At 60.9% G+C, this 25,635-nt stretch carries 23 protein-coding genes, 5 tRNA genes and 1 pseudogene; 1 reads left to right on the forward strand and 28 read right to left on the reverse strand.

Annotation, left to right across the window (positions count from 1 at the left end):
- Positions 1-60: 60 nt before the first annotated feature.
- Entirely contained in the window at positions 61-219 is a 159-nt protein-coding gene (locus CORGL_RS09970) for a hypothetical protein (RefSeq protein ID WP_172633552.1), read from the reverse strand.
- A gap of 189 nt (positions 220-408) precedes the next feature.
- On the opposite strand from CORGL_RS09970, the gene CORGL_RS06980 reads away from it, so the two are divergent.
- A complete protein-coding gene (locus tag CORGL_RS06980) occupies positions 409-1,065 on the forward strand; it encodes an HAD family hydrolase (protein WP_013709207.1) in 657 nt (218 codons plus the stop codon).
- On the opposite strand, the gene CORGL_RS06985 is transcribed toward CORGL_RS06980, so the two are convergent.
- The 27 genes and pseudogenes from CORGL_RS06985 to CORGL_RS07115 form a co-directional block, all read right to left on the reverse strand.
- On the reverse strand, positions 1,062-1,880 hold the full coding sequence (locus CORGL_RS06985; RefSeq protein WP_013709208.1) for a tyrosine-protein phosphatase: 819 nt from the start codon (positions 1,878-1,880) through the stop codon (positions 1,062-1,064). The two genes, CORGL_RS06980 and CORGL_RS06985, sit on opposite strands and share 4 nt — an antisense overlap.
- 110 nt (positions 1,881-1,990) lie before the next feature.
- Positions 1,991-2,785 carry an ABC transporter ATP-binding protein gene (locus CORGL_RS06990; protein ID WP_013709209.1) on the reverse strand — a complete coding sequence of 265 codons (795 nt, stop codon included), beginning with the start codon at positions 2,783-2,785 and terminating at the stop codon, positions 1,991-1,993.
- Entirely contained in the window at positions 2,785-3,714 is a 930-nt protein-coding gene (locus tag CORGL_RS06995; protein ID WP_013709210.1) for an ABC transporter permease, read from the reverse strand. The genes CORGL_RS06990 and CORGL_RS06995 overlap by 1 nt, the downstream gene beginning before the upstream one ends.
- 247 nt (positions 3,715-3,961) lie before the next feature.
- Positions 3,962-4,984, reverse strand: a complete 1,023-nt coding sequence (locus tag CORGL_RS07000) for an ABC transporter substrate-binding protein (RefSeq protein WP_013709211.1) — start codon at positions 4,982-4,984, stop codon at positions 3,962-3,964.
- A 265-nt stretch (positions 4,985-5,249) separates the two neighbouring features.
- On the reverse strand, positions 5,250-6,653 hold the full coding sequence (gene asnS / locus CORGL_RS07005; protein WP_013709212.1) for an asparagine--tRNA ligase: 1,404 nt from the start codon (positions 6,651-6,653) through the stop codon (positions 5,250-5,252).
- Positions 6,654-6,862: 209 nt separating this feature from the next.
- Positions 6,863-7,570: a 50S ribosomal protein L1 gene (rplA, locus tag CORGL_RS07010; RefSeq protein WP_013709213.1), complete on the reverse strand. Its 708-nt coding sequence runs from the start codon at positions 7,568-7,570 to the stop codon at positions 6,863-6,865.
- A gap of 104 nt (positions 7,571-7,674) precedes the next feature.
- Positions 7,675-8,103: a 50S ribosomal protein L11 gene (gene rplK, locus CORGL_RS07015; protein WP_013709214.1), complete on the reverse strand. Its 429-nt coding sequence runs from the start codon at positions 8,101-8,103 to the stop codon at positions 7,675-7,677.
- Positions 8,104-8,229: 126 nt separating this feature from the next.
- Positions 8,230-8,766, reverse strand: coding sequence for a transcription termination/antitermination protein NusG (gene nusG / locus CORGL_RS07020; protein ID WP_013709215.1), 537 nt, complete (start codon positions 8,764-8,766; stop codon positions 8,230-8,232).
- 2 nt (positions 8,767-8,768) lie between these two features.
- Positions 8,769-9,215 (reverse strand): preprotein translocase subunit SecE, encoded by a 447-nt coding sequence (secE, locus tag CORGL_RS07025; RefSeq protein WP_013709216.1) that lies wholly within the window; start codon positions 9,213-9,215, stop codon positions 8,769-8,771.
- Positions 9,216-9,289: 74 nt separating this feature from the next.
- Positions 9,290-9,365, reverse strand: a tRNA-Trp gene (locus tag CORGL_RS07030).
- 8 nt (positions 9,366-9,373) lie between these two features.
- Complete coding sequence (gene rpmG, locus CORGL_RS09710) at positions 9,374-9,523, reverse strand: 50S ribosomal protein L33 (protein WP_013709217.1); 150 nt, start codon at positions 9,521-9,523, stop codon at positions 9,374-9,376.
- Positions 9,524-9,763: 240 nt separating this feature from the next.
- Positions 9,764-10,954 carry an elongation factor Tu gene (tuf, locus tag CORGL_RS07035; RefSeq protein WP_013709218.1) on the reverse strand — a complete coding sequence of 397 codons (1,191 nt, stop codon included), beginning with the start codon at positions 10,952-10,954 and terminating at the stop codon, positions 9,764-9,766.
- 92 nt (positions 10,955-11,046) lie between these two features.
- A tRNA-Met gene (locus CORGL_RS07040) sits at positions 11,047-11,123 on the reverse strand.
- Positions 11,124-11,127: 4 nt separating this feature from the next.
- Positions 11,128-11,203 (reverse strand) — tRNA-Thr (locus CORGL_RS07045).
- A gap of 10 nt (positions 11,204-11,213) precedes the next feature.
- A tRNA-Tyr gene (locus CORGL_RS07050) sits at positions 11,214-11,295 on the reverse strand.
- Between the two features lie 258 nt (positions 11,296-11,553).
- Positions 11,554-11,628: transfer RNA gene (locus tag CORGL_RS07060), tRNA-Thr, on the reverse strand.
- A gap of 94 nt (positions 11,629-11,722) precedes the next feature.
- Positions 11,723-12,268 carry an NYN domain-containing protein gene (locus tag CORGL_RS07065; protein ID WP_013709219.1) on the reverse strand — a complete coding sequence of 182 codons (546 nt, stop codon included), beginning with the start codon at positions 12,266-12,268 and terminating at the stop codon, positions 11,723-11,725.
- Entirely contained in the window at positions 12,269-13,123 is an 855-nt protein-coding gene (rlmB, locus tag CORGL_RS07070) for a 23S rRNA (guanosine(2251)-2'-O)-methyltransferase RlmB (protein ID WP_013709220.1), read from the reverse strand.
- A gap of 9 nt (positions 13,124-13,132) precedes the next feature.
- Complete coding sequence (gene cysS, locus CORGL_RS07075) at positions 13,133-14,599, reverse strand: cysteine--tRNA ligase (RefSeq protein WP_013709221.1); 1,467 nt, start codon at positions 14,597-14,599, stop codon at positions 13,133-13,135.
- A gap of 97 nt (positions 14,600-14,696) precedes the next feature.
- Positions 14,697-15,176 (reverse strand): annotated as a pseudogene (ispF, locus tag CORGL_RS07080) (2-C-methyl-D-erythritol 2,4-cyclodiphosphate synthase); the annotation flags it as partial.
- 14 nt (positions 15,177-15,190) lie between these two features.
- On the reverse strand, positions 15,191-15,946 hold the full coding sequence (ispD, locus tag CORGL_RS07085) for a 2-C-methyl-D-erythritol 4-phosphate cytidylyltransferase (protein ID WP_049777700.1): 756 nt from the start codon (positions 15,944-15,946) through the stop codon (positions 15,191-15,193).
- On the reverse strand, positions 15,943-16,980 hold the full coding sequence (gene disA, locus CORGL_RS07090) for a DNA integrity scanning diadenylate cyclase DisA (RefSeq protein WP_049777747.1): 1,038 nt from the start codon (positions 16,978-16,980) through the stop codon (positions 15,943-15,945). Before disA ends, ispD begins: the two co-directional genes overlap by 4 nt.
- A 142-nt stretch (positions 16,981-17,122) precedes the next feature.
- Entirely contained in the window at positions 17,123-19,774 is a 2,652-nt protein-coding gene (locus tag CORGL_RS07095) for an ATP-dependent Clp protease ATP-binding subunit (RefSeq protein WP_013709225.1), read from the reverse strand.
- Positions 19,775-20,167: 393 nt separating this feature from the next.
- A complete protein-coding gene (locus CORGL_RS07100; RefSeq protein ID WP_013709226.1) occupies positions 20,168-21,529 on the reverse strand; it encodes an MFS transporter in 1,362 nt (453 codons plus the stop codon).
- A gap of 165 nt (positions 21,530-21,694) precedes the next feature.
- Positions 21,695-23,434, reverse strand: coding sequence for a glycoside hydrolase family 36 protein (locus tag CORGL_RS07105; RefSeq protein ID WP_013709227.1), 1,740 nt, complete (start codon positions 23,432-23,434; stop codon positions 21,695-21,697).
- A gap of 1 nt (position 23,435) precedes the next feature.
- Positions 23,436-24,854, reverse strand: coding sequence for an MFS transporter (locus tag CORGL_RS07110; protein ID WP_013709228.1), 1,419 nt, complete (start codon positions 24,852-24,854; stop codon positions 23,436-23,438).
- Positions 24,847-25,578: a TetR/AcrR family transcriptional regulator gene (locus tag CORGL_RS07115; protein ID WP_013709229.1), complete on the reverse strand. Its 732-nt coding sequence runs from the start codon at positions 25,576-25,578 to the stop codon at positions 24,847-24,849. The genes CORGL_RS07110 and CORGL_RS07115 overlap by 8 nt, the downstream gene beginning before the upstream one ends.
- Positions 25,579-25,635: the final 57 nt, after the last annotated feature.

Below are 25,635 nucleotides of genomic sequence, written 5' to 3' on the forward strand. Positions count from 1 at the left end.
CGCCCCGCGCCGATCTGGCAAGCCGATCTCAAGCAGCGCGCGTCGCGCCGCTCGGCTCCCTCATCGCTCATCTGGGAGCAGCATCCGCTCGCGGGCCCGACAGGTGATGCGGTAGTGCAGCGCCATGAGCGCGAGGGTGAGCGCGGGCTCGCGGGCCGGCGCGAGTCGATGCGAGTGGCAGCTGTTCTCCGGACAGGATCGATGGAGTCCACAACACAAGAATTGACAGCGAATCAGACAAAAATCCTTTCGCAATCGGTTGGATCACCGCGTATCTTCGCTATCATGGTGACATGAGCGAGCGGCAAGGGATACCACTCGCATTCAACAGGCGCATGAGCGACAGGTGAGGTCGAAGTTGCCTTTCGCCTTGGCGGCCGACGACGAGAAACCATTGGGAGCGCTCAGATGGACACGAAGTCAAGACAGGAGCACGGTCGGTCCGCTGCAATCGAGAGCGTCATATTCGATATGGGCGGCGTGCTCATGACCTTCGACGGCCTCGCTTTCGCCCGAGTCTTCGCTGAAAACGAGGACGACGCGCGGCTGCTCGACGCGGCGTTGTTCGGTAGAACGGAATGGGCGCTGCTCGACGCGGGTGCGATCAGCCATCAAACCATGGCGCGAGTCGCCGCCGAGCACCTGCCGCGGCGGCTTCGACCGAATCTTGACGCTCTCATCGCCGGATGGCCGGCCCATTCGCGGCCGATCGAGGAGACGAACCGCCTCGCCCTCGATCTCAAGACACGCGGGCTCGGCATCTATGTTTTGTCCAACGCCTCGACCCGCATCGAGGAGCAGCTTTCCCGCGCCCCGGTTCACCCGGCGCTGGATGGGTGGATGGCATCCGCCTTCGAGCACATCATGAAGCCCGATCCGGATATCTATCGCTTGCTCGCGCATCGTTTCGGCCTAGATGTCGCCACATGTCTGTTTGTTGACGATAATGCCGACAACTGCATCGGCGCCGAGATCGCCGGCATGCGCGCGCATCACTTCACCGGAGATGCATGCGCGCTGGCAGAGACGATCGATCGACTTGCGAGGCCCGCTCGGTCCCTCTAGCGACGCTCCAGAAAACGTGCGCGCATATCGGCGATACCGCTTTTCGAGATTTTGAGCGCGTGCTCGATATAGCCGAGGTAATCGCCGTATTCGTTGGCGACCGCATCGGATGCGGACTTGAACGAGGTGTGACTCGCCGGCGTGTCACGGCTCATCTCCACGGGGGCGTAGCGATTCGTCGCCAGATAATCAGTCTCCATATCGCGCATGGAGACTCCCAGTGCCGACTCGATGAGTATCGAGCCCAACCCGCAGCGATCCCGGCCAACGTAGCAGTGCCACAGCGCTGCGCCCCGCTCGGTGCCGATGATCGCCTCGAACATCTCGCGGTAGCCCTTCATGCCCGAATCGCTGAACAGCATCTGGGGATACAGCAGAGCCATGAACCGCTCGGAGTCGCGCTCCTCGACGGCGCGCCGCATCTCGGCGACTTGTCTGGTCGCCTTCTCCTGCGTGATGCCGAGCGTCTCTTTCGACAGGATATCCGCCTGCAGGTAACGCGCTTCGGGAAAGTGATCCATAGGATCTGGGACCTCGGAGCGCTCGGTGTCGTTTCTCAGATCGACGACGAGGGCCAATCGATATTCGTCGCGCAGACGGTCGAGGTCCTCGTCCGAGGCGAAGCCGAGTGCACCCGAGCGAAGCAGCAGCCTCGATTTGACGCGACGCCCGTCGGCACCGATCAGACCTCCCAGATCGCGGGTGTTGGGCAGCTTGCTGAAATCGATCCACCCATATGCCTCCCGCCCCGCCGGGCCCTGTCTCGCAGGCAGCTCGACGTAATCCGGCAGCTGTGCGTCATTGCTATGTGTCACGCGTCACTCCAACCCATCGGCTCTGCATCTCGCCCCCTATTGTGCCCTCTCCATATCGGCTCCGCGGTTGGAAATCCCTATCGAGGTACCGATTGCATCCATTTGCTACATCAGCTCAGAAGCATGCGGTCGTTCGCGAAAGCGCCTCCGGCGGCCGCCTCGAACTTCTGAAGCAGATCCGACACGCTGAGCGCGCGCTTCTCCGCGCCGGACGCCTCAAAGATGACAGATCCCGCGTGCATCATGATGAGTCGATTTCCGAGGCGGATAGCATCGTGCATGTTATGCGTCACCATGAGCGCGCACAAGTTGTGCTCGGCGATGATGCGCTCGGTCAGATCGAGAACCTTCATCGCGGTCTTGGGGTCGAGCGCGGCGGTGTGTTCGTCAAGCAGGAGGAGCTTGGGTTGAGTCAGCGTCGCCATGAGCAGCGTGAGCGCCTGTCGCTGACCGCCGGACATGAGTCCGACCTTGCAGGAGAGTCTGCTCTCGAGACCGAGATCGAGCGAGGCGAGCAGTTCGGAATATGAAGCACGCTCCGCTCGCGTGACGCCCCACGCGAGCCCGCGACGTCGCCCTCGACGTCGAGCGAGGGCGAGATTCTCAACGATCTGCATGTCCGCGGCGGTTCCTTTCATGGGATCTTGAAAAACCCGGCCGAGGTAGCGAGCCCGGGCGGCCTCGCTGAGTCTCGATATGTCCATGCCATCCAGGCTGATCGTCCCCGCATCGATCGGATCGACTCCGGCGATCATGTTCAGGAGCGTCGACTTCCCCGCGCCGTTGCCACCGATGACGGTCGCGAACTCCCCTTCGTCGAGCTGAAGATTCACATCGATCAGCGCGCGCCTCTCATTGACGGTGGCTGCGTTGAAGGTCTTGGAGACATGAGCGATCTCGAGCATCAGCGCTCCCCTCCCCTCAGGCGGCAGGCCCGCCTGTATCTCCTCTTGAGCTGCATTTTCTCCACCATGACCGGTACGCTCAGGGCGATCACGACGATCGCGGCAGACAGCAGCTTCATGTCGTTCGCATTCATCCCGAGCTGAAGCACGACAGCGCGAACGAGAAAGTACGCGACTGATCCCGCGACGGCCGCGATCAAGCGGCTGCCGAAGGCTCTCAGCCCACCGGGGCCGAGCCGGCCGAGCACCTCACCGATCACGATGGCGGCGAGACCGATGACGATGGCACCGGTACCCATGCCTATATCGGCGTATCTCTGACTCTGACTGATGAGCCCACCGGATAAGCCCACGAGACCGTTGGCGAGCATGAGACCGATTATCTTGGTGATCCTCGTGTTCACACCGAGAGCTCGCACCATATCCTCGTTCGCACCGGTCGCGCGCAGCGCGCTGCCGATCTCGGTACCGAAGAACCAGTAGAGCGCGACGATGAGCGCGACCGCGAGCACGATGCCGACAAGCGCGGCGACAGCGGTCGCGGACAGCCCGCTCACCTGCTGGATCCGGGTGAAGATCGTGGCACATCTGAGCAGTGGCGTGTTCGACTTGCCCATGACGCGCAGGTTGATCGACCACAATCCGATCATGGTCAGGATGCCGGCAAGGATCGCGGGGATCTCGAGCACCGCATGAAGGATACCGGTGACCGCACCGGCGGCGGCTCCGGCCAGCAGTGCCCCGATCAGCGCAAGCCAGGGATCGGTACCGGAGACGACGAGTGTCGCGCAGACGCAGCCCCCGAGCGCGAAGCTGCCATCCACGGTCAGATCGGGAATGTCCAGCAGCTTGTACGTGATGAGGACCCCCAGAGCCATGATGCCCCAGAGGATTCCCTGAGAAACCGCGCCCTGCAATGCCAGCAGCATATCCGCTCCTCACGTTTGAGGTTTCACCGAAAGATCTTTGAAATCGAACCGGATTCTGAGGATCGATCCCTCTCACGCGCCGTGTCCCGCACGTGACGCCGACGGGTCGAGAGCGCAGCACAGTGTAGCATGACAACGTGAGCGCGTCTGAGGCGCGCTGGTGCCGTAACTTCGCTGTAACTGAATCGATCTCGCAGATTCGCAGATCGCATACACGGGCTTCGGACGCGGAGGTTCAAGTGAGACCTCAGAGCATCGTGTACTCTCGCTCCTTGAGTCTCGACAGATCGACACCGAGCTCCCGAGCAGCCTGCTTGTTGATAACAAGGCGGCATTCCTCTGCCGTGAGATGCTCGATCGCCATATCCTGTGGATCGGCGCCACCGGTCAGGATTTTAACAGCCATCTGCCCTGCCTTGTAGCCCAGATCATGGTAATCGATGCTGAATGAGGCGAGCCCGCCATCCTCAACCATGGTATCGCTGCCGACGATCACAGGCAGGTGCCTCTCGGTCGCCACCATGGAAACCGTGGACATGCCGGCGGCGATCGTATTGTCGGTCGGTGTGTAGATGGCATCGACCTCACCGGCCATAGACTCGACCACCTGCTGAATCTCATTTGAACTCGATACGGTGTAGCGCTTGGTTGAAAGGCCGCGCTTGTCGCAGGCCTCCTCAGCCATCTTGATCTGCTCGGCCGAATTGCTCTCGCCAGAGCAATACAGCAGCCCGACGGTCTTCGCATCCGGCAGCAAGGTATGGAGAAGCTCTATCTGATCGGCAACCGGTGTCAGATCTGAGGTGCCCGTGACGTTGGTGTTCGGACTATCGTTCGATTCGACGAGCCCCGCCTCGGCATAATCTGTGATAGCGGAGCCGACGATCGGGATATCGGGTGTCGCAGACGCCGCGGACTGGGCAGCTTGGGTGCCGAGCGCGAAAATGAGGTCATCCTCGTCGTTGACGAGCTTCTCACAGATCGTCTGGCAGCCGGATTGATCGCCTTGGGCGCTCTGATGATCGATGCGGTAGGAGATCCCCGCGTCGTCGAGGGCGCTGACGAAACCCGCGCTGGCCTGATCCATAGCGCTGTGCTCGGTGAATTGAAGCACGCCGATGCGGAACCTCGCATGTGCGGCGTCGCCTCGCGAAAAATCCGTTTCAGATGCGATCCCGCATGCGCTCAGCGCGATCGCTATGATCAGCGTCACCGCCGCGATATAAGCTGCGGCACAGATCCTGCCGCCAGCTGATATGTGTCGCCTCATATGCGACCTCCTCTTTATATGAATCGCCGCGACCTCATCGGCAGCTGGCCTGCATCCTCGATGATCCCGCACGAAGATGCGCATGGTCTCAGCTTTATGGTAACCGTGGTTTTCTCGTCACGCCAAAGCGTTACGAAGTGTTAACGCAGGGTGAGCCCCGCGGGGATCGCGGCCGTACAGGTGCGATCCCCACGGGGCCTCAGATGGCGAAGCGCGACGCGCTCTTGCATGACAGATAGGCTTTTCGCAGCCGCGCGGACGGGCGCTAGAACTCCGCGTTGCCCACGGTGCGCGGATGCGGCAACACATCGCGGATGTTCGAGACGCCGGTGAGATACATCACCATGCGCTCGAACCCGAGCCCGAAGCCCGCATGCCTGTTTGTTCCATAGCGACGCAGATCCAGGTAAGGGCGATACTGCTCGGCATCCATGCCCAGATCGGCTATACGACGCTCGAGTCTGTCGAGGCGCTCCTCGCGCTGACTGCCCCCGATGATCTCGCCGATGCCCGGCACCAGACAATCCATGGCGGCGACGGTCTTTCCGTCATCGTTCATACGCATGTAGAACGCCTTGATCTGCGCGGGATAGTCGCTCACGAACGTCGGCCTCTTGAAATGACGCTCCGTGAGATACCGTTCGTGCTCGGTCTGCAGGTCGATACCCCATGAGACAGGGTACTCGAAATTCTCTCCCGCCTCGACCGCAGCCTGCAATATCTCGATGGCGCGCGTGTAGGTCACACGCGCGAACGTTGAGGCCGCCACATGGCTGAGCCGTTCCATCAGCCCTTTATCCACGAAACGATTGAGCATGGCGAGCTCGTCGGGGCACAGGCGCTGGACTTCGCTGATCAGAAACTTCAGCATCTGCTCTGCCAGATCCATGTCATCGGCGAGATCGGCAAAGGCCATCTCGGGCTCGACCATCCAGAACTCCGCCGCATGGCGTGCGGTGTTAGAGTTCTCAGCTCGAAAGGTCGGGCCGAATGTGTACACATCCCCGAAAGCCATGGCGAAGTTCTCAGCGTTCAGCTGACCCGAAACGGTGAGTGAGGCGGGAACCCCGAAGAAGTCTTTGCTCCAGTCGATCTCTCCGTTCGGTGAGAGCGGGGGATTCATCGGATCGATCGTTGTCACATGGAACATCTCGCCGGCGCCCTCGGCGTCGTTCGCCGTGATGATCGGCGTGTTCACATAGACGAATCCGCGTTCTTGGAAAAAGCGATGGATCGCTGCGGCGGTGACGGAGCGAATGCGAAACACCGCTCGAAACAGATTGGTCCTCGGACGAAGATGCTGCTGCGTTCGCAGATACTCGACGGTCGCACGCTTTTTTTGAAGCGGATAGTCCGGAGCCGAGGCGCCCTCGACGCGAATGGTCTCGGCAGTCAGCTCAAACGGCTGGGGGGCATCAGGTGTGAGCTTCACGACCCCTGTGGCCACAAGAGCCGCAGAAACATTCTGATGCGCTATCTCATCATAATTGTCGAGTTGATCCCGATTCATGACGATCTGCAGATCGCGAAAGCTGCTGCCGTCGTTGATCGTGATGAACCCGAAGTTCTTCATATCGCGAATGGATCTCACCCAACCCGCGACGGTGACCAGCTCACCACCGAGACTCTCGGCATCTGTATAGATTCGGGCGATTTTAGTGCGATTCACAGATGATCTCCTCGTTGTGCGTGTCGGTGCTTGAAGACGGCCCCTGATCGATGCATCCTATCATAGCAGGATTTTCAATGGCTTTGACCATGCATCGCGCAGCAGCCTCACCGCAAGCGAAACAGCAAACAGATATGCGAAACCCGGCTCGCACTCAGGCGCGAACCGGGTTGGCGTGCCGATCTGAAACGAACCTTCGGCGATACGCGCTATTCCTCCATGAAATCGCGCTGAACAGCCGGATCGACCTTGATGGCGGGCCCCATCGTAGAGGAGAGCGCGATGCTTTTCACATAGCGCCCCTTCGCCGAGGAGGGCTTCACGCGCAGAATCTCCGTGTACAGAGCCGCGTAATTCTCAACGAGCGTCGCGACATCAAACGAGACACGGCCCAGCGGCACATGGCAGATGCCGTACCGATCCGCACGATACTCGACGCGACCCGCCTTGAGCTCTGAAACCATCTTGGCGACGTCCATGGTCACGGTTCCGAGCTTCGGATTGGGCATGAGACCGCGTGGGCCCAAGATCTTACCGATGCGACCGACCTTTGCCATCATGTTCGGCGTGGCGATAGCCGCATCGAACATGATCTCTCCGCCCTGAATCGCAGCGACCAGGTCATCGGAACCGACGATATCGGCACCGGCCTCCTCGGCCTCGCGCGCCTTGTCGCCCTCGGCGAACACGGCGATGCGCACGGTCTTGCCCGTGCCATGAGGCAGCGAGATGCTGCCGCGAATGTTCTGATCGGCCTTGCGCGTGTCGACACCGAGACGAAAATGCCCCTCGACCGTCTCATCGAACTTGGCCGTCGCGACCTCCTTGAGGAGCCTCACGGCACGTAACGGCGCGTAAAGCTCTGTCGAATCGATCTTCTCGGCTGCGCCGCGATACCTTTTTCCGTGCTTTGACATAATGCCACCTCCTGTGGTGCCAACGGGCGTTTGCCCTCCCACATCGCAGCGCGCACATGCGCGCTTCCTCGGACACGCGATGCGCGCCCAACCTGAAACCCGAGCTATTCGGCGATCGTCACGCCCATCGAGCGCGCCGTGCCGGCAATGATCCGCTTGGCGGCCTCGATATCGTTCGCATTGAGATCGGGCATCTTGATCTCGGCGATCTTTGTCAGCTGCTCCTGCGAGAGCTCGCCGACCTTGTCGCGCTGCGGAACACCCGAACCGCTCTTGATGCCGAGCTCCTTCTTGATGAGATGCGCCGCGGGCGGCGTCTTGGTGATGAACGTGAAGGAGCGATCCTCGTAGACGGTGATCTCAACCGGGATGATATCGCCGATCTTGTCAGCTGTTGCCGCATTGAACGCCTGGGTGAACTGCATGATGTTCACCTGAGCTGCACCGAGCACCGGCCCGATGGGAGGAGCCGGGGTCATCTGCCCGCCGGGGATCTGAAGCTTGACTACGGTTTGAACCTTTTTCTGAGCCATGGGAAACCTTTCTGGAACGCAAGCGTGCCATATGTTCTGATATCGCGAGCGCGCACGTACTGGAAGCGCCCTCGAAGGTGAGCGGCCAGCGAGGGCAGCACGTCCGCGCGGACGAGCAAAAGAGATCTACGAGATCGCGGCGACCTGATCAAACGACAGCTCGACGGGAGTCTCGCGGCCGAAGATGAGCAAGATGACCTTGACTTTGCCAGCCTCGGCGTTGACCTCGGCGACCTGTCCATCGAAGTCCGCCAGCGGACCGGATGTGACCCGCACCGTCGTGCCGACCTCAAGCCCGACAGCCGTGCGCTTGGGTGCCTCACCCTTGCTCGAGCGGCGCATCATCTTGTTGAACTCGTCACGCGATAGCGGCGCGGGCTTGCCGTTCGCTCCGAGAAATCCCGTAACGCCTGGGGTATTTCGGACACATGTCCACGCGTCATCGTCCATCTCCATGCGAACGAGCACGTAACCGGGGAAGATCTTGGCGTCCTTCGTCTCGCGATGGCCGCCCTCCTTGATCTCGGTCACATGTTCGATGGGAATCTCAATGTCGAAGATGCGATCCTGCATGCCCATGCTCTCGATCCGACGTTCGAGATCGGATTTGACGCGATTCTCATACCCCGAGTAGGTATGAACGACATACCAGCGTTTGGACATGGCTAGCCTCTCAATCCGGAAAAGAGCACGAGGCCCTGACCGATCACGGTGTCGAGCAGTGCGATCACGATGCCGACCACCACAAGAGAGGCGCACACCGCGATGGAGTAATTGATGAGCTCCTTTTTCGTCGGCCATGTCACGCGGCGCATCTCAGTGCGAATCGAGCCGATGTAGCGCTTGAAGCGAACAAAGATATTCGGCTTCTTGTTCTTCTTGGCCTTGGCGATTTTCGCGTTCGCCTTGGACTTCGGCTTCGCGGCGGACTTGCCCTTGGCCGACTTGACCGATTTGGCAGACTTTGAGGGCTTGGCATCAGCGTACTTGGCCGCTGCGGTCTCGACAGACTTACCGGAAACAGCCTTCTTCGTGCTATCGCCTGCAGGGACGGCGGTGGACGCCTTTCCCTTGCTCTGAGAGCCCTTTCTCTTGCTTTTTCTGGTGGCCATGGTCCTACCTCCGGCGAAGCCTGCACACTACGATGTGAACCGTGAGCCTCAAATGAGGCTCACGGAGAAAAAACTGGCACGCCAGGAAGGACTCGAACCCTCAACCCTCGGTTTTGGAGACCGATGCTCTACCAATTGAACTACTGGCGTATGATCGACTAGCGCGTCTCTTTGTGCAGCGTGTGATGACGGCACCAAGGGCAGTACTTCTTGATCTCCATGCGATCGGGCATGGTCGCCTTGTTCTTGGTCGTCGTGTAGTTCCGCCGCTTGCACTCAGTGCACGCCAGGGTGACTAATGTACGCATGAATCTGATTACCTCCAACTACCGCCCAGACGGGCACGGTGGGATACGATATCATCTGCATTCCGACTCTGTCAATGGCTGAGGCGTTTTCCCCTCCTTATCTGCAGATCTTCTCGCAGATATCCTTCGTGGGAACGAGATGTCAAACGCCTTGGCGCCACGTGACAGAAAAACCCGGTTCCCCCGAAGAGGAACCGGGTTCCCAAACGTCAGTCCAAACCGAACTCAAGCGCTCGAAAGCTACTCGATGATGGTGCTCACGACACCGGATCCGACGGTGTGGCCGCCCTCGCGGATAGCGAAGCGCAGGCCCTCCTCCATGGCGATCGGGTGAATAAGCTCACCGGTGATCGTCACGTGATCGCCCGGCATCGCCATCTCGACGCCGTCGGGAAGCTTGACGTTGCCCGTGACATCGGTCGTGCGGAAGTAGAACTGCGGACGATAGCCATCGAAGAACGGGGTGTGACGGCCGCCCTCCTCCTTGGTGAGGACATAGACCTCGCCGGTGAACTTGGTGTGGGGATGAACCGAACCGGGCTTGCAGAGCACCTGGCCGCGCTCGATGTCCTCGCGCTTGATGCCGCGCAGCAGGATACCGACATTGTCGCCGGCCTCGCAGAAGTCCATGCTCTTGCGGAACATCTCGATGCCGGTCGCGACGGAGTTCTGCGTGTCGCGGATGCCGACGATCTCGACGGTCTCGTTGAGCTTGAGCTCGCCGCGCTCGACGCGGCCGGTGGCGACCGTGCCGCGGCCGGAGATGGTCATGACGTCCTCGACAGCCATGAGGAACGGCTTGTCGTTGTCGCGCTCGGGCGTCGGGATGTACTCATCGACGGCCTTCATGAGCTCGACGATGGCACCCTTCCACTTCTCGTCGCCGTTGAGCGCTCCCAGCGCGGAGCCGCGGATGAACGGGATGTCGTCTCCGGGGAAATCGTACTCTGATAGCAGCTCGCGCGTCTCCATCTCGACGAGATCGATGAGCTCCTCGTCATCCACCATGTCGCACTTGTTGAGGAAGACGACGATGTAGTCGACGCCGACCTGGCTGGCGAGCAGGATGTGCTCGCGCGTCTGGGCCATGGGGCCGTCGGTGGCGGCGATGACCAGAATCGCGCCGTCCATCTGAGCGGCGCCGGAGATCATGTTCTTGATGTAGTCGGCGTGTCCCGGGCAGTCGACGTGCGCGTAGTGACGCGTCTGGGTCTCGTACTCGACGTGGGCGACGGAGATGGTGATACCGCGCTCGCGCTCCTCGGGAGCCTTGTCGATGTTCTCGAACGCCGTGTAATCAGCCTTGCAACCCGGGGTCTCGGAGAGAACCTTGGTGATGGCGGCGGTCAGGGTGGTCTTGCCGTGATCGACGTGACCGATGGTGCCGATGTTCACATGCGGCTTTGTGCGCTCAAACTTTTCCTTGGCCATAATGCCCTCCTCCTTAAGGTCGTCCCCGTACGGGACAATGCCTCATAATCTGTGTGACTCCCCAGCGCGTTCGGGAAGCCACGGTGATCCCTTGGTAGCGGTGACTGGATTCGAACCAGTGACGCCACGGGTATGAACCGTGTGCTCTGACCAACTGAGCTACACCGCCGTGATGGAGCCTGCAACCGGACTTGAACCGGTGACCTCTTCGTTACCAACGAAGTGCTCTACCAACTGAGCTATACAGGCACTTGACGGGTGGGAGCGCAAGGATTCGAACCTTGGTAGGCAAAGCCAACGGGTTTACAGCCCGTCCCCATTAACCACTCGGGCACGCTCCCATTCGATCAAGACCCGCAAAGCTGATTGGCGCAAGTCAAGCACCTCCGCGAGCAGATGCATAGTACGACGTGAAACGCGCTTATGTCAACCAGATTGCGCTAATACACGTGCCCGGGCGTATCCCACTTAGCCAATCAGGCGCTTTCTCTTGCAGCACATGGATGAGATATGAAGGGACCATGCGGTCGAGAGTCACCTTTGCGCCCATGAAAACGGCACCCGGTACCTCATAGATACCGGGTGCCGACAGGCGACCGTGGAGCCAGCGACAGGAATCGAACCTGCAACCCACTGATTACAAATCAGTTGCTCTGCCTTTGAGCCACGCTGGCAGCGCCATGCGCATCAGATACGGTGCGCATCGGGCCTATACAGAATACCCCGGCGCACCTACGCGCGCAACCAAGACGACGATCATGCGAACCTCTACGATCTCCGTCCGCGCAGCTCGTCGAGCTTGCGTCGAAGGTCGGGCGCGAGCCGATCGGACAGTGTCATCTTCATATGCGGCGCCTGTTCCATCTCTTCTACATCGCGATCGATTTCACGAATCTCATCGACGAGCATGCGCGCCGAGATGCGCGTGACGCCCTTGCCCATAACGGTCGTCTGGATAGCGGCGTCGCTTGTCACGACCGAGCAGGCGCGGCCCGCGTCTCGGGCCTCGATGCACAAGCGCTGAACCACGGTATCGGCAGATACACCCGTCGGCGAGAACTCGATGCGCACGCCCGCCTCGATCAGATCCGGTCGCGCAGCCGACACGTTGCCGGCACCATCGAACACGATGATGGCATCGTAGCGACCCTGTGCGAACGCTGCCACATCAGCGATGAGCGCCATACGAGACCCGTCATGCACATCGGAGGAGTAGGGGTCATCGGCGTGATCGAAGACGAGTCTCCTGTAGCGTGGCGTGGCGTGGATGACGTTGTATCCGTCCACCACGAGCAGCTCGCGTTTTCCGCCCACCTACGTCTCCGTCCCCTCACCTGAGGCCGTCTCGCGACGCAGCCACTCATAGCACAGAACCGTCGCTGCCTGAGCCACGTTCAGGCTTTCCGTCTGTCCGCGCTGTGGAAGTCTGACGGTGAAATCGCAGCTCTCGAGTACGAGTCTCGAGAGCCCTGATCCCTCCGAACCCGCAACGAGCGCGATGCGCCCCTCAAGCGACGCATCCCACACCGTGTCGCGAGCATGCTCGGTCGCGCCGCCGACCCAGAATCCGGCACCTTTGAGCGCCTCGAGCGCTCGAACGATGTTCGGAACCCGTGCGATCGGCAGGTGCATGACGGCCCCGGCTGACGTTTTATATGCCCCGACACCGACCGCGGCGGCGCGCTTGGAGGCTATGATGACTCCAGCTGCTCCGACAACCTCGGCAGATCGAACGATCGCGCCGAAGTTGCCCTCGTCGGTAACGTGATCGAGCACGACGACGAGGGCCGCGCCCGCGCCCGCACGCGCGATGACATCTTCGACGGTCGCATATGGGAACGGCTCGGTCTCCAGCACGATGCCCTGATGGGCGCCGTGAGAGGATAGCGCATCGAGCTTGGCGCGCGGTACGCGCGCAATGGGCACCCCGCCGCGCTCGAGCGCCCCGATGAGGCCGGAGAGGGCCCCTTCCGTCTCGGCTCCGTCAGCCAGCAGCGCTCGGTGCACCGGAACGCCCGCCCGAAGCGCCTCGGTCGCCGCCCTGCGACCCTCGATGCAACTCGCGGCCCAAGATCCCCTCTCGGTCCCCTTCGATGCGCGCGCGCTCGGCAGACGCCTGCCACCGACCGTTTTGCCGGCGCTTTTCCCTCTCGACCTCGTGTCTGACATCTCAGCCGCCTAGGAGCGCTTGAGGCGCGGACCGGCAGCGGTGTCCTCGATTGAGAGACCGAGCTGCGCCAGCTCATCACGAATGCCGTCGGCACAAGCCCAATCCCTGCGGATGCGCGCATCGAGGCGGGCCGCCAGAAGCGCCTCGGCAGCTGCGGCGACGTCGTTCCCGCTGTAGCCGACGAGCCGCCCCGCGAGCTCAACGAGCTCGGCGGGAAGCTCCAAAGCAGATGCCGGCAGCTCGATACCAAGTACGGAGAATGACTCCTCGAGAAACTCAACGCAAGCAAGAGCAATCGATGCGTCAACCGAGACACCGGCACACTCGAGGTAGCTCCTCGCCGCCGTCGCGAGCGAGAAGCACGCACCCAGCGCGCCCGCCGTGTTGAAGTCATCATCCATCTGCTCTTTGAACTCCGAGCGGGCAATCTGCATCCGACGAGCGAGCCCCTGGGCGAGGCTTGCATCCGGGTTTCCTGAGGCGCGGTCGGATGCCCAACGGAGGTTTCCCACCGTGCTGACGATGCGGCCAAGCGACGTCTGCGCGCCCTCGAGTCGCTCGAAGGAGAAATCAAGAGGAGTGCGATAGTGGGTCTGCAGCATGAGAAGACGCAACGCCGCGGCGGAATGGCGGTCGAGCACCTCCTCGAGCGTCCAGAAGTTACCGAGAGACTTCGACATCTTCTCGCCATCCACCATGAGCATACCGACGTGCAGCCACGTGTTCGCGAAGCCCTCGTGCCAGCAGCATTCGGCTTGGGCGCACTCGTTCTCATGATGTGGGAAGATGAGGTCTGATCCCCCACCGTGAATGTCGATCGGGCAGCCGAGGTGACGATGGACCATGGCGGCGCATTCGGTGTGCCAGCCCGGTCGACCCGGCCCCCACGGCGAATCCCACATCGGCTCGCCGGGTTTGGCCGCCTTCCATAGCGCGAAGTCGAGCGGATCGCGCTTGACAGCGTTTTCCTCGATGCGGGCGCCGACCATGAGCTCGTCGATATCTCTGCCTGAAACCTCTCCGTAGCTGGGATCGCTGCGCACGGAGAAGTACACGTCGCCGTTGCCCGCCGCGTAGGCGTGGCCTTGTTTGATCAAGCTCTTTATCATCTCGATCATCGCGGGGATCTCGCGTGTCGCCCTGGGCCGGATATCGGGGTCGAGCACGTTCGCGCGACGCATCACGTCGATGAATCGCTCCGCGAACTGTTGCGCCACCTGTTCGGCTGAGCGTCCCTGATCTGCGGCGCGCCCGATTATCTTGTCGTCCACATCGGTCAGATTCTGAACGAATGTCACCTCGTAGCCGCTCGCGATCAGCCAGCGTCGGATCGCATCGAGGGTGATGAACGTGCGCGCGTTGCCGATATGAGCGTCGTCATAGACGGTGGGACCGCAGACGTACATCCGGACCCGTCCCGCCTCGATCGGTTTGAACTCGCGCTTGACGCGCGTTTGCGAGCTATAGATGCGCATGCGATGCTCCTTAGCATTCGCCGTCCGCCTCGCCGGGGCACTCGGCGCCCCAGCGAGCTGTATGACCCTGATCGACCGCCATTTCGTCTGTGCAGCGTCTCTCAAGCAGGCAGACGGCCCAGGCGCCGACACCCCTGCCGGCCCCCTCCCAGCCGAGCCGCTCGGTCGTGGTGGCCTTGACGCCGATGCGCTCGCGAGACACGTGGAGCGCTGAAGCGAGATTTGCCCTCATCCGCTCCCGATGGGGCGCGATCTTGGGCTGCTCGCAGGCCAGCGTGCAGTCCGCGTCGATGAGCTCGAAACCCAGATCGCGAGCGCGGGACATGACGCGAGCCAGCAGCACAAGCGAATCAGCGTCCTCGTAGGCCGGATCGGTATCCGGAAACAATGAGCCGATGTCGCCAGCTCGGATCGCCCCCAGGATCGCGTCCGCGAGCGCGTGAGCGAGTACATCGGCGTCGGAGTGTCCGAGCAGGCCGCGCTCGAAGGGAATGTCGACGCCGCCGATGACGCAGCGCCGACCTGCGACAAGCCGGTGAACATCATAGCCGTGTCCTATGCGAAGCGCGCGCTCCATGGTCCCTCCCGTCCCTACGCGATCGGCGGGGTTGAGATGATTCCGGTGTCCTGCGCGGACTCGGCATCGCTCATCCGACCGAGCAGGATCGCCGTCACGGGACGCAGATCCTCCGGCACCGTGACCTTCAGGTTGTCGCGCGGGCTCTCGACGCACAGGACTCGTCCCCCCATCCGCTCGACGAGCGAGGAATCGTCGGTACCCAGAAAACCATCTTCCACCGCGCGCGCATGAGCGCGCCGCATCGCGTCCAGACGGAACACCTGAGGGGTCTGAGCGGCCCAGAACACGCTGCGCGGCGGTGTGCTGCTGATAAGGCCGCGCGCTGCGATCTTCAGCGTGTCGATCGCGGGCTGACCGCATACGACACCGTCGAGCGAAGGATTCGAGACGAGAACGCCGATCGCGCGATCGATCGCCTCGGTCGTGATGAGCGGGCGAGCCCCATCATGGATCGCCACGAGTTCGAAGCACTCAGGGGTCGCGAGCACGCCGGCTCGCGTGGATGCCTGACGGGTCTCGCCGGCATCGGCGAAGGCGACAGGGGTGCTGAACTCGTACGGATCTACGGCGAGTCCCCTCATCTCAGCGCGACGGTTCGCAGGGCAGACCACGATGATGCGGCCGACGTGCGAAGAGCGATCGAACGCCATGATCGACCAGGTCATGAGAGGCCTGCCTGCTACGCTCACGAGCTGCTTTCCCCCGGGATTTCCGAAACGCGACCCGTTCCCACCGGAAACCACGACCGCGCAGACGGACTGCATCATGCGCCCCCTTGGTTGCCCTGCATGCGATAGAGCGTATCCGCCAAGATGGTAGGATTGTTCACGCCGAAGTTTCCCAGCCGCTCAGGATCCTTGCGGATCTCATCCATCAGCTCCTGCAACGAACCGTACTCGTCCACGATGCGCTCCGCCACCCCGTCGCGCACGACCGAGACCTGCGAGAGCGTGCGCAGGCCAAGCGGGGTCATCACGGAATCCTCATCGAGGTCGTCATAGCCCAGAACCTCGGCGACTCTCTGAGGGCTCGTGATGTCCTCGGGGGTGAGCGCGGCGAAGCGCGCGCGGATGCGCTGGGCGCTCTCTTCAGAGGAGTTCGCGGCATAATCGCGAATCATGAGATCGTAGTCCGTGTCGATGCCCGAACCGGCAAGTTGCTCGAGTTGCATCTGCACGAGCTTTCCCTGCGTTCCGAGCTTCACGATGCAGCTCTTGAGCTCTTCTTTAGCCTGCTGCAGGATCTCGAAGCTCGAGAAGATATCAGTGATATCAGCGAGGGTCACATAGTCATCCAGCTCGAGCGCCGTCAGGCGCAACAGGGAGCGGTCGAGCGAGGTGCGCGTGGTCTGAAGCGTGGCGACCAGCTGGTTGACCGAGCTCATGATCTCGGGTACCTGCTGAAGCTGATAGGACGTACCGTGAACATAGACGTTCACGACGGCGCGGCGCGCCGAGATCGAGATGACGGTCGCATCGGTCAGCACGGACATCCTGGCGGCCGTGCGGTGTCGCATGCCCGTCTCGCTCGTGGCCAGGGATGGGTCGGGATTCAGATGGAAGTTCGCGCGCAGGATCTGCGTGAGATCCCCATCGATCACGATCGCGCCATCCATCTTCGAAAGCTCGAACAGCCGATTGCTTGTGAAGGAGATATTGAGCGGGAACCCGTCGTTGCCGACGGCAAGCACGTTCTCGGTGTCGCCGACGCAGATAAGAGCACCCAGATGGCCGGCGATGATCATGTCGAGCGCGGTGCGAATAGGCTGACCGGGAGCGGTCAGTCGGATAGCCTCGTTCATCCGCTTGAGAATCTCGTCTCTATGCACCAGCAAGCCCCCAATTCATTGCTTGTTTGCCATTGTCATCTTCTCATGAATGAAGACGACTCCAGCCGATGCGGATGCATCATCAAGAAAACAATGAATGCGGGCGCCTGCGCCCTCAGCGCGCATCAGCGCCTTCGCGAGCCGCCGTGCCCGCGCTCGGCAGCGGCGAGTCGCCCGTCGTGCGCGGCGCGCTGTCAAACGACGCACCAAGGGCTCCGAGCGGCCGGGGCGCGGGAATCTCACCGGAGGTGTGCGTGAAAACGAATTTTCCATCGACCACATCGGTGAGCACGGTGTCTCCGGGGCCCCATTCGCCGCCCAGAAGCTCTTCGGACAGCGGATCCTCTATGAGCTTTTGAATGGCGCGTCTGAGCGGTCTGGCTCCATTGGTGGGGTCCGTCCCCTCGGTCACGATCGCATCCAGGGCCGCATCGGTCAGCTTGATGTTCATGCCGTTTATGTTCAGGCGCTGGCGCAGATCGTCCACGAGCAGGTTCGCGATTCTCTTCAGGCTCTCGTTTGAGAGCTTCTGGAATACGACGATGTCATCGACGCGATTCAGAAACTCAGGGCGGAACAGCCTCTTCAGCTCAGACATGGCTCGGCTTCTGATCTCGATCGAGGACAGGCCCCCCTCGCCGGATGCACCGAAACCGACGCTTGTCTCGCGCGCAATCTCGCGAGCGCCCACGTTCGAGGTCATGATGATGACCGTGTTGCGAAAATCAACGGTCTTGCCCTGTCCATCGGTCAGCCTGCCCTCATCGAGCACCTGCAGCAGCGTGTTGAAGATGTCCGGATGGGCCTTCTCGATCTCATCGAACAGCACCACCGAGTAGGGATGCCGACGAACCGCCTTGGTGAGCTGACCGCCCTCCTCATGGCCGACGTAACCCGGCGGGGACCCGATGAGCTTCGACACCTCGTACTGGCTCGCGAACTCGGACATATCAAAGCTGATGAGGGCATCCTTGCTGCCGAACAGATATGCCGCGAGCGTCTTGGCGAGTTCGGTCTTGCCGGTGCCGGTGGGTCCGAGGAAGATGAACGAGCCGCCGGGTCTGCGCGGATCCTTGAGCGGCGAGCGCGAGCGCCTGATGGCCTTGGCGACCGCCTCGACGGCCTCATCCTGTCCGATAACACGCGATTTGAGCGCGCTTTCAGCTCCCAGCAGGCGGCGAGACTCGCTCTCCGTGAGCGCGGAGACCGGAACACCGGAGATCACCGATACGATATCTGCGATCTGCGGAGCATCGATCGTGAGCGGGCTCGCATCCATCTCCGCGTTCCATGCCGCGCGCGCCTCTGAAAGCGCGATCTCAGCGGATCTCTGCTGCTCCTTGAGCTCAGCGGCGCGGTTCAAGTCATCGCCTTCGGTGGCGCTCTCGACCTCTTCTTTGAGCTGAGCGAGTTGGCGCTCCGCGGCGCGAACCGGCTCAGGAGCGCGATTCGCCGCGATTCGAGCACGGGCTCCCGCCTCGTCAATGAGATCGATCGCCTTGTCGGGCAGGAAGCGGTCCTGGATGTAGCGCGATGACAGGCTCGCAGCCGCCTCGACCGCAGCGGGCGTATAGCGCACGTGGTGATGCTCCTCGTAGCGCGACAGCAACGCGTTCAGGATGCGAACCGTGTCCTCCACGCTGGGCTCATCGATGTCGACGGGCTGAAAGCGTCGCTCGAACGCCGGGTCCTTCTGAAGGTATTTGCGAAACTCCTCCGCCGTCGTCGCGCCGATGATCTGAAACGCACCGCGAGCGAGCACGGGCTTCAGCATGGAACTCGCATCTATGGATCCCTCGGCTGAACCGGCTCCGATCAACGTGTGCATCTCGTCGATGAACAAGATGATATCATCAGCATCGGTTGCCTCTTGGATAACATTTTTAAGGCGTTCCTCGAACTCGCCGCGATACTTGGCCCCGGCGACGAGGCCCGGAAGATCAAGCGTCCAGATGTTCTGATCGACGAGATTCTCCGGTACGTTTCCCGCCGCGATCTCCTGAGCGAGTCCCTCCACGATAGCAGTCTTGCCGACACCGGGATCGCCCAGAATCAGCGGGTTGTTCTTCGTGCGCCGAGATAGGATCTCCATCATGCGAGAGATCTCTCGACTGCGACCGATCACTGGATCGAGCTTGCCGTCGCGTGCGTCCTGCGTGAGATTCGTACCGAACGATTTGAGCGTGTCGGCCTCCTCCCCCTTTTGCTGCACGGATTCGCCGGAGAAAAAGGGCAGGCCCGCGCCAACGCGACCCGACGCCGATCCGGCCAGACCGCGGGTGGCATTCTGATCCTTGGAAGTGAGTTTTTCAACGGCGGAGCGGATCGCCGCTGCCGACACCCCGAGTCGCATGAGGATATCCATTGCCACAGCCTGCTCTTCGGCGACGATACCGAGCAGAAGGTGCTCTGTGGAGACATACGTCTGGTTGTTCTCGCGCGCCAATCTGAAGCTGCGTTCCATGACTGAGATCACATGCGGGGTGAAGGCGAGCTTCGCCTGGTTCGCGCCGTTCGCCGCATCCGCAGCTTCGGCATCCTGACCGTCGTCCTCCGGCTCCGTCGAATGAACCTCCTTGAGCTGAGCCAAGATGTCGTCGTAGGTGATCTCGAGCGAACGAAGGGCCTCGGCGGCGATGCCTTCGCTCTCCTTGGCCAGCGCGAGAAGCAGATGCTCGGTGCCGACCTTGGTCGTGTGAAGCGCGACGGCCTCTTCCTTTGCCATTGACATGACGCGGCGCGCGCGATCTGTGAATCTGTCTAACATATGACTACCTCTTACGTGTCATGATGAACAGTTCGGCGCACGGAGACGATGGTGATGCGATGCACAGCCAAGCCTAGCGAGCGCACTCTCTTCTCTACCCATGAGCGGTCTCATCTTTTCCACCGCGCGCGGCCTTCACAGCGGGCTCGCCCAAGATGATCAACTGCATGTCGTTCGGATTTCCGATCGACATAGGCGGGCGGGCGGTCGCGCGACGACGGAGCTCCTTGTCTCCTCAAGACATCCGACACAGAAAAGATGCCTTCCGCTATGATACCCGATGCCGACCGGCTCGGCTCGAGTATTTCCATTCCCAAGACGGCAACCTCAGTCGAGCGATATCGCTGAGAGCTGAACCGGATCCTCGACACGCCGCCAGTTCGGATCTCCGCCTTACTTCTCTGCGGAGAGAATCGTCTGGAGCACGCGCCGCTCATTGTAGAACAAAAAGATGATACCGCTGATCAGACAGAAAGCCATCGCGGTCAGAGCGCTCAATCGGTAGCCGAAGCCCGCCTCGCCCACAAGCGCCACGGAGGTGAACAGGATCATGGCGAGCGCCTGTCCGAGTTTCGTAGAGAAGGTCTGAGCCGCGTAGAACATGCCCTGTCTCGGCTCTTCGCTTTCGATCGCATCGGCCTCGGCGATATCCGCAACGACAGCGGGCAGCAGGATACCCAAGATGGCCAGAGGAACAGCTGCGAGAATGGCGACTATGACGCCCCATACGACGCCCGCGATCCCGAGCAGACCCGAAAGCGACGTGATCCCGAAGGAGACGCTGAACGCCAGCAGCGCGAAACCGACGAGTCGTTTTTTGCCCATGCGCGTAGCGAGGATGTTCACGAGCGGGTAGCACGCCAGACTGAACCCAGTCATAAGCGCGAACAGGATAAACGTCATCGATGCCGGCAGATGCATGAGCGAGGTGACGTAGAAGGGCAGCCCGGTCTGAAACATCGTGATCGCGATCCAATACATGATATTCGAGACGACGAACACCTGGAACCGACGGTTGGAGAGCGTCAACCTGAGGCTTGTGAACATCTTGACCATAGATGGGGTCGTCTCGGCATAGACATGTTCATCGATTGCAAACGCCGGCACGAGCATACAGGCTATCGCGATGATCGACAGCACGGCGATGGCTGCGCGAAAGCTCATCGTCGTTCCGAGCACCGGCTGGAAGAGCTTGGCGATGCCCGGCACGAGATAGGCGATGGCAGTGCCGAGAAAATAGGTCGCCGAGATGCATGTCGCGACCTTGATGCGCAGGTCCTGCGTACGGCCCAGCTCGGGCAGAAGCGCGCTGTACGGCGTGCTGTAAGCGGCCATGAATACATAAAATGCGATCACCATGATGAACAGATACGCGTTGTTGACCCAGGACACACCATGTACCGGCGAGAAGAACGCAAGCGCCGTGACAGCGCCGAAGGGAATCGCCGCATAACGCATAAAAGGGATGCGCCTGCCCAGATGGTGGGAGCACGCATCCGACATGCCTGCGATCCACGGATCCATGAATGCGCCGATGAAACGACCCGCAGCGGTGATGAGCCCGACGGCCGTCATGCCCAGGACCACGCTGCCCTGTGTGACGAACAGGCGCTGCCCGGAATCGATAAACGCCTGCTCAGGCTGGTAGAAGTAGACCAGCCAACTTGTGAAGACGCCCGAGAGGATCGGCCATCCGAGCTTTCCGAGTGCGAACAGCCATACGATCCGCGTGGTCGCGCGTGACTTCGTTGCCATCAGATCCTCCTGCCGACGTTGTGAGCCGCCCGTGCCGGAGCACGCGAAGCGCCTCGTTTGCGGGTACTCCTTCCGGTGCCTGCACCCTGGATCCGGTGCCGGGGACAGGGAGTGCGCGGTGAGCATCGATCTCCCGGTTGCCGTCCTGTGACGCTTATGCGGTCGCTAGGATCTCGAACTCGAGGGGCTGCAGTTGAGAAGGCCGTTCTCGTTACCGGCTTCTCGAATCGCGCCGTCCTCTTTGGCGGCGAACGCCCTGACGGCAGCCCTATAGCATTCTATCTGATCAGCTGTCCATGCGCCCATGTCATCCGAAGTGAGAAGAACACCGCCGCAGACGATATCGGCCTCGAGCAGACTCTCTTTTTGCTTGGTGGTGAGATTCACATCGCCGGCGCGCAAGAAGAACGCATCTGGATCGCAGCGAAATGCGCGACCATCCAAGTGGGCGCGACCGTACGTGTTGCGAAGGCTGTTCTTCGTGCTGATGCGCTCTCGGTGGAGCAGCCGCATATAGAACCTATCGTCCCAATCCAAGCCGACATCGCAGCCGATACGACAGTACTCTGCCTTGCCGAATGCCGATGCAAGCGGCACGCCACAAAGAATCATGCGTGTCCGCGGAGCAGCGGATTCCCGCAGAAGCTCGAGAGCATCAGCCATCAGCTCCCCTCGATTGAGCCCGTCATGGGCGATCATGCATGCCGCGAACAGGAAATCGAGCTTGAGCAGCTCGGCTCCCCAATTCGCGGTCACCGTTGAGATCACCTTTGCGATGTAGTCACGAACCTCGGAATTTCTCGTATCGAGTGCGACCGCGCCGCTCCAGTTGCAGCCGGTTCTCACCTCGGACCCGAACGCGTCGCTCAAAAGCCAGTCCGGGTGCGCCGCATACAGCTCGGAATCACGCTCGCATACGAACGGAGCGAGCCAGATGCCGGGAATGAAGCCCTCTTCACGCGCTGCACTCAAGACGGTCGCAGGGCCCAGCGGAAAGCGCGATCGGTCGAACTCCAGCCAATCTCCCACCTTTGAATATCCATCGTCTATCTGAAAAACGCGCTGAGCGGGACCCAGATCGATGTCACAGAGCACATGAGTCGCGCCCTTGAGATCATCAAGAAGCGATTCGGCATCGATATCTCCATAGCGACGATACCAACTTGAATAACCTACCAGTGGCGGGGCGGGAAGGGGACGAATACCCGCCAGAACGAGCCATCGGGCGACGGCCTCCTCGCGCGCGCCCTGACATATGGCGAATGCCATGAGGCGACGGAACTCACCTGCGGCGAGCGGCCTCGAAGGGGGCTCTTTCTCAAGCGTCAGCTCGTTCTCGGCCGTCGAGGTCCTCAATACGGTGAAACCGCTGTCCTCCTCGAGCGATCCGACGAGTGCAACCATGTCGGCCCTGCGGATGTAGCCGTAGCAAAACCCATGTTGGTGCCCCCGCCGATGATCGTATCGGGTGAATCGATAGTCTCCGCTGCCATCGAGCACATATCGATCCACGATGAATCGCGGCACTCGATCGAGCCCGCGGACACGCGCGGTCGGCCGCCGCTCGACGCTATCGGTCCAAGACTGGTATCCATTCAGAAAGACGGCATCAGCTCGAGCGATGGGCGCATCGACCGTTGCCTTGACATCGAGAATCTCTATGGTCTTGTTTGGTCTGACCTCGATGCTCCAAGTCCTGTGGGCAACGCCGCCGGGCTCCGAGGAACACGTGGAGCGCACCTCGAGACCCATCTCGCAACAGGCGGGCCGATCCGCTCCCGACCAGTTCACCAGATGCGACGAGCCATCAGGAAGCGACCTCCACCTGAGCGTGAACCGTGGATCGGCATCTATATCGACAATCGGAAGCGTTTTTGCGAAGGAGCCGCCACGCGGGTCGTCCATGCTAGTCTACCTTGCCTTCCAAGCTCGCCGAGCCGCAGCTCGCGGTGCGATCCGCTGAAGAGGCGGCATCGCGTCGAATCGCTGCGAGCACTCCGTGCTCGTCGTAGCGCAGAAACGTAAGTCCGCTGATCAGGCATAGAACCATGGCTGCAAGCGCAGAGAGCCGATAGCCAGTCCCCGCGCCTCCTATGAGAGCGACCGACGTGAACAGGATCATGGCAACCGACTGACCGAGCTTCATCGAAAAGGTCCTCGCCGCATAGAACATGCCCTGCCGCGCCTCGCCGTTGCTGATGGCATCGGCCTGGGCGATGTCTGCGACGACGGCTTGAGGCAAAATGCCGAGAACCGCCATGGGAGGAGCAGCCAGAACAGCGATCATCACACCCCAGGCGATACCCGGAATCCCGAGAAGGCCTGCGAGTGATGTCACCCCGAATGCAATGCAGAAGAACATGAAGGCAAAGCACACGAGCCATTTCTTGCCCATTCGTTTCGCAAGCGCGTTGACCGGCGCATAGAATACAAGACTCATGATCGTCATGAGAGCGAACAGAACAAAGGTCATAGAATCCGGGAGACCCATGAGGGCGGTGATGTAAAACGGCAAGCCGGTCTGGAACATCGTGATCGCGATCCAGTAAAGAATATCGGAGGCAACGAACACCTGGAACCGCCGATTTGAGAATGTCATCTTGAGACTCTCTCCCATCTTGATCGTGGAGGGTGTCGTCTCAGCATAGATATGCTCATCGATGGTAAACGTCGGAACGAGCATGCATGCCACGGCTATCACGGAGAGCGCCGCGATCGTCACGCGAAAGCTCGTCGTCATGTCAAGGGCAGGCTGAAGCAGACCTGCGATGTTGGGGACGAGGTATGCGATCGCCGTGCCGATGAAGTACGTGAACGAGATGCGCGTGGAAACCTCGATTCTGAGCTCCTGCGTCCGGCCCAGCTCGGGTATGAGTGCGTTGAACGGCGTGCAATAGCATGTCATGCATACGTAGAACGCCAGCACCGTGACGAGCAGGAAGATATCGTTCACCACCGAAACGCCGTCTATCGGCGACACGAAGGCGAGTATCGTCGCAGCTCCGAAGGGAATCGCGGCATATCGCATGAACGGAACGCGACGTCCGAGACGGTGGCCGCATGCATCTGAGCGCGAAGCGACCCACGGATCGACGAACGCATCGGTGAATCTTCCCAGAGCGGTGATGAGGCCAATCGTCGTCATACCGAGCAGCACGCTGCCCTGGGTGATGAAGATGCGCTGACCTTCGTTCAAAAGGTCATGGCCAGGTTGAAAGAAGTAAACGAGCCAGTTCGTGACAACTCCAGACAAGATCGACCAACCTAGCTGGCCTGTGGCAAAGGTCCATATGATACGATTCGTCGCAAGTCTTCTTTCAGTCATCGGGATCTCCCCTCTTGCAATCACCGGATCCGGTTCCGCCAAGGTATGTCACCGCCATGTCAGCAATGAGATGCAGCTCATTTGAAGCAAGCGAGAAATCATCGGAGGGGATCAGCTCTCCTCTGGAAAGCTTCTGCGCAACGCCGAGCAGCGCATGGGCAACGCTGCGATAGAAGAGGCGAAAATCGACATCACGACGGATGCTGCCATCTGTTCGTCCGGATCGATATGCTTCTTCGAATACGAAGTAAAATGAGTCAATCTGAGCATCGTAGCAAGCAAGCGCCGACTGGTCGACACGCTCTGTGAGAAGCATCCGATCGAGTTCGTCGATGAAGGCGACGAAACGCGGATTCTCCAAGTACTCGTTGCGATAGGCTGACGTGAGCGCGTCGAGCATCTCAAGACCGGACATGTCCCTGAAGGCCTCTGAGATCACCAAGTCATTTACCTCGAGGTTGAATCGATACCATAGCAGGGTCGCGGCGCGTACCGCAAGATCCGCCTTGGTTGCGAAATGACGGTAGAGCGTCGCCACTCCGACCCCTGCTGCATGCGCCACCCGGGTCATCGGCACGGCGGCGATCCCCTCATCTAGGAAAAGCAACGCGGCCTGCTCGACTGCCTTTGTGTCACGCGTGTCGAATGAAGCGCTGAAAGGCGTTTCCGGAAGCCCGTGCGCATCACACGCTCGACGATCGGAGAATCTAGCGCTGCGCGCCACTTGACATCCTCTTCCTTTCGTATGATAGTCTAACTATCGATTTGATAGTTAGACTAT

The organism is Coriobacterium glomerans PW2 (assembly GCF_000195315.1).
GTDB classification, from domain to species: domain Bacteria; phylum Actinomycetota; class Coriobacteriia; order Coriobacteriales; family Coriobacteriaceae; genus Coriobacterium; species Coriobacterium glomerans.

Excerpts from the sequence above, each read along its gene's own strand:
- tuf (WP_013709218.1), bottom strand. The coding sequence starts at position 10,954 with ATGGCCAAGGAAAAGTTTGAGCGCACAAAGCCGCATGTGAACATCGGC.
- CORGL_RS07095 (WP_013709225.1), bottom strand. The coding sequence starts at position 19,774 with ATGTTAGACAGATTCACAGATCGCGCGCGCCGCGTCATGTCAATGGCA.
- secE (WP_013709216.1), bottom strand. The coding sequence starts at position 9,215 with ATGGCCACCAGAAAAAGCAAGAGAAAGGGCTCTCAGAGCAAGGGAAAG.
- disA (WP_049777747.1), bottom strand. The coding sequence starts at position 16,980 with ATGAACGAGGCTATCCGACTGACCGCTCCCGGTCAGCCTATTCGCACC.
- cysS (WP_013709221.1), bottom strand. The coding sequence starts at position 14,599 with ATGCGCATCTATAGCTCGCAAACGCGCGTCAAGCGCGAGTTCAAACCG.
- CORGL_RS07110 (WP_013709228.1), bottom strand. The coding sequence starts at position 24,854 with ATGACTGAAAGAAGACTTGCGACGAATCGTATCATATGGACCTTTGCC.
- CORGL_RS06990 (WP_013709209.1), bottom strand. The coding sequence starts at position 2,785 with ATGCTCGAGATCGCTCATGTCTCCAAGACCTTCAACGCAGCCACCGTC.
- CORGL_RS07105 (WP_013709227.1), bottom strand. The coding sequence starts at position 23,434 with ATGGACGACCCGCGTGGCGGCTCCTTCGCAAAAACGCTTCCGATTGTC.
- rplK (WP_013709214.1), bottom strand. The coding sequence starts at position 8,103 with ATGGCTCAGAAAAAGGTTCAAACCGTAGTCAAGCTTCAGATCCCCGGC.
- ispD (WP_049777700.1), bottom strand. The coding sequence starts at position 15,946 with ATGATGCAGTCCGTCTGCGCGGTCGTGGTTTCCGGTGGGAACGGGTCG.
- rpmG (WP_013709217.1), bottom strand. The coding sequence starts at position 9,523 with ATGCGTACATTAGTCACCCTGGCGTGCACTGAGTGCAAGCGGCGGAAC.
- CORGL_RS07100 (WP_013709226.1), bottom strand. The coding sequence starts at position 21,529 with ATGGCAACGAAGTCACGCGCGACCACGCGGATCGTATGGCTGTTCGCA.
- rlmB (WP_013709220.1), bottom strand. The coding sequence starts at position 13,123 with ATGTCAGACACGAGGTCGAGAGGGAAAAGCGCCGGCAAAACGGTCGGT.
- CORGL_RS07000 (WP_013709211.1), bottom strand. The coding sequence starts at position 4,984 with ATGAGGCGACACATATCAGCTGGCGGCAGGATCTGTGCCGCAGCTTAT.
- CORGL_RS06995 (WP_013709210.1), bottom strand. The coding sequence starts at position 3,714 with ATGCTGCTGGCATTGCAGGGCGCGGTTTCTCAGGGAATCCTCTGGGGC.
- rplA (WP_013709213.1), bottom strand. The coding sequence starts at position 7,570 with ATGTCAAAGCACGGAAAAAGGTATCGCGGCGCAGCCGAGAAGATCGAT.
- CORGL_RS06980 (WP_013709207.1), top strand. The coding sequence starts at position 409 with ATGGACACGAAGTCAAGACAGGAGCACGGTCGGTCCGCTGCAATCGAG.
- nusG (WP_013709215.1), bottom strand. The coding sequence starts at position 8,766 with ATGTCCAAACGCTGGTATGTCGTTCATACCTACTCGGGGTATGAGAAT.